The 8,865-nt window shown below is 45.1% G+C and carries 8 protein-coding genes; 3 read left to right on the top strand and 5 right to left on the bottom strand.

The genetic code is table 11. From position 1 onward, the window contains the following. Window positions 1-314 precede the first annotated feature (314 nt). Both nadC and VJB08_03380 read left to right on the top strand, forming a co-directional pair. Window positions 315-1,193, top strand: a complete 879-nt coding sequence (gene nadC, locus VJB08_03375) for a carboxylating nicotinate-nucleotide diphosphorylase (GenBank protein ID HLD43004.1) — start codon at window positions 315-317, stop codon at window positions 1,191-1,193. Between the two features lie 38 nt (window positions 1,194-1,231). After that, window positions 1,232-2,452: an exonuclease SbcCD subunit D gene (locus VJB08_03380; protein ID HLD43005.1), complete on the top strand. Its 1,221-nt coding sequence runs from the start codon at window positions 1,232-1,234 to the stop codon at window positions 2,450-2,452. A 381-nt stretch (window positions 2,453-2,833) separates the two neighbouring features. On the opposite strand, the gene gatB is transcribed toward VJB08_03380, so the two are convergent. From gatB to VJB08_03400, 4 genes are all read right to left on the bottom strand, one after another. Continuing rightward, window positions 2,834-4,231, bottom strand: coding sequence for an Asp-tRNA(Asn)/Glu-tRNA(Gln) amidotransferase subunit GatB (gatB, locus tag VJB08_03385; GenBank protein ID HLD43006.1), 1,398 nt, complete (start codon window positions 4,229-4,231; stop codon window positions 2,834-2,836). Continuing rightward, window positions 4,228-5,643 (bottom strand): amidase family protein, encoded by a 1,416-nt coding sequence (locus tag VJB08_03390; protein ID HLD43007.1) that lies wholly within the window; start codon window positions 5,641-5,643, stop codon window positions 4,228-4,230. The genes gatB and VJB08_03390 overlap by 4 nt, the downstream gene beginning before the upstream one ends. Then, on the bottom strand, window positions 5,640-5,924 hold the full coding sequence (gene gatC, locus VJB08_03395; protein ID HLD43008.1) for an Asp-tRNA(Asn)/Glu-tRNA(Gln) amidotransferase subunit GatC: 285 nt from the start codon (window positions 5,922-5,924) through the stop codon (window positions 5,640-5,642). The genes VJB08_03390 and gatC overlap by 4 nt, the downstream gene beginning before the upstream one ends. A 90-nt stretch (window positions 5,925-6,014) precedes the next feature. Further along, window positions 6,015-6,671, bottom strand: coding sequence for an HAD-IB family phosphatase (locus VJB08_03400; GenBank protein ID HLD43009.1), 657 nt, complete (start codon window positions 6,669-6,671; stop codon window positions 6,015-6,017). Between the two features lie 83 nt (window positions 6,672-6,754). On the opposite strand from VJB08_03400, the gene VJB08_03405 reads away from it, so the two are divergent. Then, the gene (locus tag VJB08_03405) at window positions 6,755-7,111 is read left to right on the top strand and encodes a hypothetical protein (protein HLD43010.1); all 357 of its coding nucleotides are present in this window, start codon (window positions 6,755-6,757) and stop codon (window positions 7,109-7,111) included. A gap of 154 nt (window positions 7,112-7,265) precedes the next feature. On the opposite strand, the gene VJB08_03410 is transcribed toward VJB08_03405, so the two are convergent. Beyond that, complete coding sequence (locus VJB08_03410; protein ID HLD43011.1) at window positions 7,266-8,651, bottom strand: hypothetical protein; 1,386 nt, start codon at window positions 8,649-8,651, stop codon at window positions 7,266-7,268. Between the last annotated feature and the right edge of the window lie 214 nt (window positions 8,652-8,865).

An 8,865-nucleotide genomic window follows, 5' to 3' on the forward strand; every position in this document is an offset into this window, starting at 1 on the left:
CGAGGTAAGACCGCATCGAAGCTTACGCTTCGAGATTCTGGAAACTCCAGAGCAGGCATTTGTCAGGAAGATGAAAAAGGAGGCTTAATAAACATGAAACGAATTAAGCTATCGAAGGGAAATACTTTCAGGATAGCACAGATTTTCTATGTAATATCCACGATCAGCCGTTTCTTGGATTCGGGATAAACATTGACATCTGCCCCTTTTCTCAATTCACAGATTTTAACAACTTTCATAGGAACCTCACTCGGAAATGCCTTGAATCTTTATGTTCAGGAATATTAATAAATCCCTCTAAAGCCCGTCTTCGTATGGACAGAAAAGACCTTGCCTTGAAATTCTGGGACAGGAGCGGCTATTTCAGCACAGAGGAGTATAAAGAATATGCAAGAAACTTCCTGCTCCAGAAGATAAGAGAGGATGTTGGGAAAAAAGACCTCACAGCTGACGCGCTCAACACCTCTGAAAAGCATGCAACAGCAGAAATCATCGCGAAAGAAGAGGGAATCGTCGCGGGGTTGGAAGAGATCTCATTATTGCCGGGAATACAGATGCTCTTCAATAAAAAAGACGGAGATCCAATAAAAAAAGGAGAATCAATACTTACTCTCAAAGGAAATCTAAGAACACTCCTCAGCTATGAAAGGACAATGGTCAATTGCCTGAAAAGGATGTCAGGAATAGCAACTGCAACACAAAACCTCAGAAACAGAATAAGCAAAGCATGCCATGTCCTCGGAACACGAAAGACGCTTTGGGGGACCATGGACAAGAAAGCGATGCACATCGGAGGGGCCTTAACCCACCGCCTCGCGCTGGATGATGGAATACTGATCAAAGAAAACTACCTGGAAAAAGACATCAAAAAAACACTTGAAGCAATCTCCAAAAACGCAGATTTCATAGAGATTGAAGTCCGGACAAAAGAGCACGCATTAGACGCAGCTGAAACAATCTCAAAATTAAACAGGAATTTTGCATTGTTACTGGATAACCTAAACCCAGGCATCATCAAGGAGATCATTGCGAAAATCAATTCCAAATACAAAAACATCCTCTTGGAAGCGTCAGGAAACATCACTGAGGCAAATATAAAAGAATACGCAGAGACGGGAGTTGATGCAGTTTCCCTTGGCTTTCTGACGCATTCGGTGAAGGCACTCAATCTTTCGATGAGGATGGTAGGGTAACATAAAGAATTAAATAACCTCATTACTTCTCCGCCCCCATGCTCTTCGCCCACATGTCAGACTGCCACATCGGCTCCTGGAGGGATCCTAAGCTGAAGCTCATCCCGACTCAGGCGTTCGAAAATGCAGCAAGTATCTGCATGGAAAAGAATGTTGATTTCATCCTGATCTCAGGGGATTTTTTTAACACCTCTTTTCCCAGCCTTGACACCCTGAAGGACGCGACAGCAACGCTCAAGTGCCTCAAAGATCACGCTATTCCCGTCTATATCATCCCTGGATCCCATGACTACTCTCCTTCAGGAAAGACCATCCTTGATGTCCTGGAGAAAGCAGGCCTGCTGATCAATGTTGTGAAGGGGAGAGTGGAGGGCAACAAGCTCTTGCTTTCGTTTACCCTAGACCGCAAAACAGGTACAAAGATAACCGGGCTTTTGGGAAAAAGGGGCGCTTTGGAGAAATCCTATTACGAAGCCCTGGAAACTGATTCGCTTGAGAGAGAGCCTGGGTTCAAGATTTTCATGCTCCACAGCGCAATCGATGAATTGAAACCGAAAAGCATGGAAAAGGTCGAGTCTGCTCCGCTTTCGCTGCTGCCGAAAAACTTCAACTACTATGCAGCAGGCCATGTGCATGAGGTCATTGAAAGAGACCTTCCGGATTATGGGAAGATATGCTATCCCGGGCCTTTGTTTCCCAACAGCTTTGCAGAGCTGGAAAAGCTTAAGCACGGAGGCTTCTATCTTGTGGAAGCCAAGGAGAATGTGCAGGCGACATGGCAGCCGCTCCCCGTCTATAACACTTTTTCCCTGACAATCAACTGCGACAATAAAACTGCGAAGCAGGCAGAGGAAGAGGTGTATGCAGGGCTGAAAAACAAGGAATTCAATGATACCATCATCACGATCAGGCTTAAGGGAACTTTGGAGTCTGGAAAAATCAGTGAGATCAATTTCAGGGAAATCTTCCAGTTCTGCTACCAGAAGTCAGCCTATTATGTTATGAAATCAACAACTATGCTGGCAACAAAGGATTTTGAGGAGGTCAAGGTAGCTCCGGGATCAGCCCAGGAGATTGAAGAGCGGCTTATTGACGAGCTTGAAGAAACGCCGTTGCTTCCAAAATCTTCCCAGAAGGAGTTTATCCGGATGCTTATGGAAACATTAAACACAGAAAAGGTGGAAGGCGAGACGAATCCTGACTTTGAAGAGCGGGTGAGAGAGGATGCGGAGAAGGTGCTGAAGAGAGTGATGGAGTAAGAAAGTATGCTTAATTCAGATTTTTCTTTGATTGGTGTTGGCGTTGTGAGAAATAAAAATGGGGTTTACCGTACTCAATTATTTTATAGGTAAAGATGGTAATGAAAGAATTAAAAGATATTTGGTGTCACCAAAAAACATGGAAGAAAGTATTAACTGTACGTGTTCTATCCATGATGTTAGTAACGTTGATACTTGTTACTTTTGATGTAATAAAACCAGTTTGGATTTTTTGGACAGGATTTGTTTTCTTTATCATAATTCTAATGATGCGAGGTAAAAAGGGAATTGGGTTTTGAGGTGTGCCCAATCCGTTCGTTCACCCTCTTTCTCAATTGAATCTCAACCTCCCATTACCCGAACAACCACCCTCCACAAACTTTACCTTCCAACCATCCTCTTCAGAATCTCATTGACTTCCTTGGGAGTTGCCTTGCCTTTGGTCTTCTTCATGACTGCTCCGACGATGAAGTGAAGGGCCTTTTCATTCCCTTTTTTGTAGTCCTCAACTGCCTTGCTGTTCTCCTTGATCGCCTCTTTGCAGTATTTCTCAAGCTTTTTTGTGTCAGAAACAGCTGCCAGGCCCTCTTTTTTCACATATGCTTTAACGTCAAATGGCCTCTCAATGAGCATCTCAATCAACTTCTGGCCAACCTGCTCAGTTATCTTTCCTTCCTGGACCAATCCAAGGAGAGCAATCAAATTCCCCTCATCAACAATAACCTCATGCAATTCCTTCTTATTGTAATGCACTACCCTCATGAGTTCCCTTCTCAGCCATTTCGCAGCAAGCTTTCTCTCAACGTGCTTTGCAACCTTCTCATACAGCTCAGCAAGAGTCTTTTCAGCGGTAAGCACTAAAGCATCCTCCTTGGCCAACCCGTGCTCCTTTACAAACCTCTCCATCTTCGCAGCAGCAAGCTCAGGCATCTCTTTCGAGATCTTCTCAACCATCTGATCTGTGATCTCAACCATCGGCAGGTCAGAATCAACGATATACCCATAGTCAATCTCGGCCTCCTTTTCACGCAGCCGTTCAGTCACTCTCCTCTCTGAATCCCACAATCTCGTTTCTGTTACCACCTTCTCCGTTCGCTGCCGGTCAACTTCATATTTTAGCGCTGCCTCAATCTCTTTAAACCCTGTTATATTTTTTATTTCAATACGGGCATACCCTGTCCTTTGAATGGAAACGTTTGCGTCTGCCTTAATGATCCCATCTTTCAAGTCAAAAATCTCAAGATAGCTCAGGATCTTCATCAGCTCCCTGAGGAACTCCCTTGCCTCTTCTGGAGACCTCAGCATGGGCTCGGTAACAATCTCAAGCAGAGGATTTCCGCTCCTGTTGTAATCCACGAGAACATATGCGCTTTTCCCAACTCCCTTTGGGTGCACCAATGCAGCAGGATCCTCTTCAAGGTGTGCTCTTGTCAGCATGATCTTCCTTCCATTGACAGTGATAAACCCGTCCTTTGCAAGGGGCAGCTCGTACTGGGTTATCTGGTAGTTCTTTGCCAAATCAGGATAGAAATAGCTCTTCCTTGAAAATACAAGCTGCTTTGAAATGGCAGAGCCTGTCGCAATTGCAAACTTCAATCCATACTCCAAGGCTTTCTTGTTAAAAACCGGCCTGCTTCCCGGCATGCCGAGGCATGTTGGGCATGTCCTGCTGTTCGGCTCATCAGAGCCCTTTGTCGGGCAGCCGCAGAAGAGCTTTGTCTTTGTGTCAAGCTGGACGTGCACTTCCAGACCAATTACAATATCTGAGTCAAATTTCATTGCTTTTGCATCTCTGCCTTGCTTCCGATCTGAACCAATTTTCCCTCCTCGAAATGATCTGTCATGAGCATAAGGCCAACGGGCAGGCCCTTCTGCATTGAGACTGGAACACTCATGTGCGGGATTCCTGCAACATTTGGGCCGACAGTAAGCACATCAAACATATAATTCTCAAGGACCGAAAGCCTTTTCACCTCATCAAATGTCAAAGGAAGCTTAGGTACTGTTGGGCTTACAAGAGCATCCACTCGCTTAAACGCCTTTTTGTACTCATTGACGATCAATGTCCGGATTTTTGCAGCTTTGAGGTAATACGCATCCCTGAACCCTGCCATTCTCGCAAAGGTTCCAAGCATGATCCTGCGCTTTGCTTCCTTGCCGAAATGCCCACTCCTTACATCAGAAAAATAGCTGTTGAAATCCCCTTTTAATTCTTCATGGGTTCCATACCTCATCCCGCAATATCTTGCAAGATTCGTGGAAGCTTCTGCAGTTGCAAGCAGATAGTAGCAGGAAACGCCGTACTTCATCGTTATAGGCAATTCAATTGTCCGAATCTCACACCCCTGCTCCTCAAGCTTTCTGATCCCTTCCTGGCATCCTTTCTGAACAAGCGTATCAGCATTCTCAAGGCTTCCCTTAATCACACCCATCTTCATCCCTCTGATGTCTTTCTTAACAAAGGAATGAAACGCCTCTTTCTTTATGTTTGCAGATGTTGCATCAGCCTTGTCATGGCCTGAGATACTGCTTAAGACATATGCAGCATCCTCAACACTCTTTGCCATTGGCCCGATCTTGTCAAAACTTGTTCCGTAATCGAGCAATCCATGTCTGGAAACACGGCCATAGGTGGGAGTCAATCCAACAACACCGCAAAAGGAGGCAGGATTGACAATAGATCCCCCTGTCGATTCTCCAAGCGAAGCATGCGTATCAAGCTTTTGAGTTATCCCTGCGCTTCCTGCGCTGCTTCCGCCGCATACCCTCCTCTTGTCAAAGGGGTTCAAGGAGATCTCATAGCCTTTCCCAACATTGATCCCAAAGCTTCCAAACCCGAACTCATCCTGAGATGTCTTTCCAATGATAATTGCGCCCTCATCGCGGAGTTTTTCAACAGCAGTTGCATCAAACAAAGGCATGTACCCCTTCAATATCCTGCTCCCGCCTGTCGTCTCTACCCCCATCACGGAGATCGCATCCTTTGCAGAAACAGGAACACCCCATAATACCCCCCTCTTCTCCTTTCTTCTGCTGAGCTCTTTTGCCCTTTGCAAAGCTTCCTGGGTTATAGCCGTGAAGTAATGGTACTCAGAATTGACGTGGGCGCAGATATCCAACACTTTGTGTGTATGTTCAACAATATCAATCTCTCCGCGTTTCACAGCCTGGACAAATTCTGGAATCCTCATATCACGCGGGGCCCCTTGAAGTATCCGTCTTGCTTATGCCTGGTCTGGGATAGCGCTCTCTCCTGGGTGAGGCATTTCTCAGCTTCATCTTCCCTGAGGACATTCTTCAGCCCAACCGGCTGAAAGCTCGGCTCTACATCGTTCGTGTTAACTTCATCAATCTTGGAAAAAACGTCCAGAATCTCCTTAAACTCTGCAACAAATTCCTTAAGTTCGCTTTCTGAGAGTTTCAGCCTGCTGACCTCAGCGACTCTCTGGATGGTTTGTTTTGTAATCTCCACAGACCCACCACTTTTCCTTCAGATACTTCCTTCAGATACTTCTTGTTGCCGTATTTATATGCAACCTATCCGCACAATATTAATCTTTCGCTATAAATGCTTTAGTATCTCCCGGACATCCTTCTTTTCAATGATGATATCAGCAACCTGGTTCAGCTTCTCAGACTGTGAATTGAACGCAATCCCCAATCCAGCAAGCTCTATCGCACCGAGATCGTTCTTTTCATCTCCGACAAAAACACTCTGCCCCAGAGGTATTCCAAATCTCCTGCAAACCTCCTTGAGCTCTTCGGCCTTCCCTTCTTCATCGCTCGGGTGGCCAAGCCAATCAGCTCCGCTGATGTTTCCATCTTCATCAAAAAAAATATGATTGATATAGGTATGATCGAACACCTCCTTATAATCCGGAATCAGCAAATCAAGGACGAGGCTCAGGCTTCCTGACAGCAATACCAGCTTGTAGCCTCTCTTCTTCAATTCATGAAGCGTCTCTCTCGTCCCTTCCATGAGGCGAAGATGGGATATTGCCTTCAGGAAGTCCTCTTTCTTCACATTCCTCTCAGCCCACATCGCCATGTCATGGTCAGCCCATTCCTGATACGTGATTTCCCTGGCGTAATACTTTTCCATAGCCTTTCTTCTGCGTTCCTGATCAATATTCAGGAAGGTATGGATAGACTCCCAAACGCTCTTTGTCTCATCAACCAGGGTTCCATCAAGATCAAAGCAGACCAGCCTGTATTTCATGCCAGGAAGAAAAAAGCTGCATTATTAAGGCTTTCTCTCAAGCTGTCGAAATCCTTTAATATTCCTTAGCGTTCTCGGTGCTTATGGATGCCTTTATCATTGAGATCGAGAATTTTTCTTCCTCATTAGCGGAGAATCTTTACTGTAATGCCCTTGTTCTGACGCACAAAGGACGGTTGGAATCCCTTTTTCTTTATGATGCTGCTGCAGACCTCCTCGAAGAAGAGCGTATCAGAGAACCATGGGGTTCTGCCGGAAGAAGGCCGATTCTGAACCAGCTGCTGGTGTGCTACCAGGTACTTTCTTTCGAGTCGATGATCGCTCCTCCCACCATCCTTCCATCACTCTGGAGCCCTTATTACTATTTTGATCGGATCCTTGATCTCGATCTGGAGTTGAGAAACAGCAAAGATTCCTCAGAGAAAGAAAGTGGAAGTTAACCAAAAAGATTCCTCTGACAAAAGTTGATGCAAAAGAAGTATATTACGTCAGTTGACCAAGACCATGAAATCTTGTCTAACGTCAAAGAGCTTGAAAGATTCGACCTCCCAAAGACTTAAGGAATTACGAGATTAGCAGCACCAACTCGCTTTATCAGGGACTGTATCTGAGTATCCCTTGAGTGTTATAAACACCGATAACTCTATTCTGCCTAGGATCAAATTGGAGTATGCCCACACTTGACTTAGAAGACACTGCCGCGTATGCTTGTTCAAGTGTAGGTTGAGGTGATCCTGGCTGATATCTCCTCAGAACATTCGACTGTCCACTGTTATAGCTTTCAACTGCAACATTCAAGAAACTTCCTCCTGCCATCGTTCCGTCACCACGCAGGACTACCCATATATGCCCATCAGGGGACTCCCGTATGGCATCCTGCAAAGTGCGGGATTCCTGAGACGTTACTTCTCCATTCCAGTCTCCCAAGACATCAGCAAGATCGAATCTAGTAATATCCTGATTCGTTTCAGATTGTCGCTGGACACGTTCAATAAACTCCTTTAGACTCATTGTCCTTGTAACCTCCCACGTGCTAGGAACTTCAGAAAAATCTCCCACGGAAGTGAGTTCTTGAATGGTCTGCACTCCGTTGCTATTCACAAGCCTGAATGAGGGGGGGCAGCATTTATATCCTAATTGCCGAAATGTAAATCTCCCATCTTCAAAAAAAACAAACGAATCTCCTTCACCGCCGCGTGTCACAAGCGATCTTGTTATATGTCTGTCTCCCCAGGCGAAAGGAGCCAGCCAATCAGAATCTGTTATTCCTTCTGTTGGAACAGGAACTCTTCCGGTAACTTCTTCCAATCCTGTCGGCGTCTCAACCATTTCTATCTCGCCAACAACGCCTGTTCTAAATCCTCTGAATGCACTTATGTCAATGAGGATACCTATTCCTGGTTTATTAGGGAGGTTCCATTTTTGAACAAGAAAATCTTCTTCTTGCCGTATCTCATTCACTATCCTGTTAAGTGTAGCTTCACTGTCCCCTAAATCAGTATAATACTGCCGCAATAAAGATTCCCAGAGTGGAATTGTTCCTTTTAATCCCCACGAAATAAAATATCTGGCGGCTGTCCTGCTGTTGCCTGTGTCTGTCCCGCTGGCACCTGCTCCATGTACCTCTTTTGTTGCTCTGAGAAGACCTAGTTCTACTCCTGCCCAATACTTCTCTCGATCATTGTTAAGGTATGCGCTATCATCAGAAGTTACGCCCGGAACTATGGCAGCTCCATTCGCAGATGCAATCCATTGCAAATTCCATCCCTGCCGCATCAAATCAGCAATATTTTCAACCTCCTCTGAATCTTTGCTGATGCTTGTAGCACCTCCAGCCAGATCCTCGGTCTTTCTCTCAGAAACTTTTGAGACCACAGCAATGATCAAAAATGCTGTAAGGATCCCAGCAATAATTAATAAGAAGCTCTGTCTATTATTCTTCTCTCGGTGATGAACGGGTTTTCCATTCTTCCTGACCACACAAACACCTCTTTCTGAAACTACGGTATATTCTTGCTTAAGAACTATATAAACCCTTCGAAAAAAATAATGTATGTGCTATCCTGAAAGTATTTCCCTTCGATAGCTTAATTCGTTTCATGTTTATTAAGCCTCCTTTTTCATCTTCCTGACAAATGCCTGCTCTGGAGTTTCCAGAATCTCGAAGCGTAAGCTTCGATGCGGTCTTACCTCG

This window comes from Candidatus Nanoarchaeia archaeon (assembly GCA_035290625.1).
Taxonomy (GTDB): Archaea; Nanobdellota; Nanobdellia; order Woesearchaeales; family DATDTY01; genus DATDTY01.

Excerpts from the sequence above, each read along its gene's own strand:
- nadC (HLD43004.1), top strand. The coding sequence starts at position 315 with ATGGACAGAAAAGACCTTGCCTTGAAATTCTGGGACAGGAGCGGCTAT.
- VJB08_03380 (HLD43005.1), top strand. The coding sequence starts at position 1,232 with ATGCTCTTCGCCCACATGTCAGACTGCCACATCGGCTCCTGGAGGGAT.
- gatB (HLD43006.1), bottom strand. The coding sequence starts at position 4,231 with ATGAAATTTGACTCAGATATTGTAATTGGTCTGGAAGTGCACGTCCAG.
- VJB08_03390 (HLD43007.1), bottom strand. The coding sequence starts at position 5,643 with ATGAGGATTCCAGAATTTGTCCAGGCTGTGAAACGCGGAGAGATTGAT.
- VJB08_03400 (HLD43009.1), bottom strand. The coding sequence starts at position 6,671 with ATGAAATACAGGCTGGTCTGCTTTGATCTTGATGGAACCCTGGTTGAT.
- VJB08_03405 (HLD43010.1), top strand. The coding sequence starts at position 6,755 with ATGGATGCCTTTATCATTGAGATCGAGAATTTTTCTTCCTCATTAGCG.